This window comes from Enterobacter cloacae complex sp.6700776 (genome assembly GCF_048284255.1).
Lineage (GTDB): Bacteria > Pseudomonadota > Gammaproteobacteria > Enterobacterales > Enterobacteriaceae > Enterobacter > Enterobacter intestinihominis.
On record NZ_JBLVYK010000053.1, the window covers coordinates 1 to 788 of the forward strand.

At 53.7% G+C, this 788-nt stretch carries 1 protein-coding gene and 1 pseudogene; both read left to right on the forward strand.

Translation table 11 applies throughout. The annotated features are described in order from the left end of the window. Nucleotides 1–132 (forward strand): annotated as a pseudogene (locus tag ACNQ0T_RS23155) (mobilization protein); the annotation flags it as partial. A gap of 6 nt (nucleotides 133–138) precedes the next feature. After that, nucleotides 139–354: an MbeD family mobilization/exclusion protein gene (locus tag ACNQ0T_RS23160; RefSeq protein ID WP_015328239.1), complete on the forward strand. Its 216-nt coding sequence runs from the start codon at nucleotides 139–141 to the stop codon at nucleotides 352–354. Nucleotides 355–788 lie beyond the last annotated feature (434 nt).

Here is a 788-nt window from a genome sequence, read left to right on the forward strand (position 1 = left end):
CAGACGTGGGGCGTGACCTATCTGGAGAACCGCAACGGACGGTTTCTGGTGCTGCCGGAGGGGATGAAAGCCGAAACGGGCCGGACGGTGGACAACAAGACGCGGAACGCGGTGAAGCTGGTACGGGAGTAGAGCAGAATGACGGAACTGGAAAAACAATTGCTGAGCGCGTTAGAGCAGCTACAGCAGGACTACTCGAGAAGGCTGGACGAGTGGGAGAGCGCCTTCGAGGAATGGCGGAAGATGTCTGGTCTTATGCAACGGGAGAACGCGGCGCTGAGCGAGCGCGTGTCGGGCTTGAGCAGGCAGGTGCAGAGTTTGAGCGAGCAGCTGCGCCGGTTATCGACAGGCTGAATGAGATTGAGCAACAGCGATACGGGCAAACAACGGAAAAGGAACCAGAGAAGACAGCAGATCTGGTACCGGAACGGCAACGCACATTATCTCATGGTGACAGGGAGTATGGAGACTGATAAACGCCCGTCTCAGGTGGCCTGAGCGTGACGGGGATCATGGCCATTTTCTGCGATTTCAGCACACAGAGAGTCTTTTTTAACCGAAATCACCGGCTATGCAGTGATGTGAATAAGTGATGCATATGCGTAAAATAAATCAGGTGCGTTTCTGGTGGTTTTCGGTGTACTTGCCACCACCTTTTGCCCGTCAGCCATCAGAAACGCCCTGAGTGCCTCCGGCGCGGTGCGGGTAAGAGATGTTATGTTTAATGTTGATAACAGGAGTAAGAGTGATGCTTACATTTATTGGTGTAGTGGTAGTCGCCGTTATTG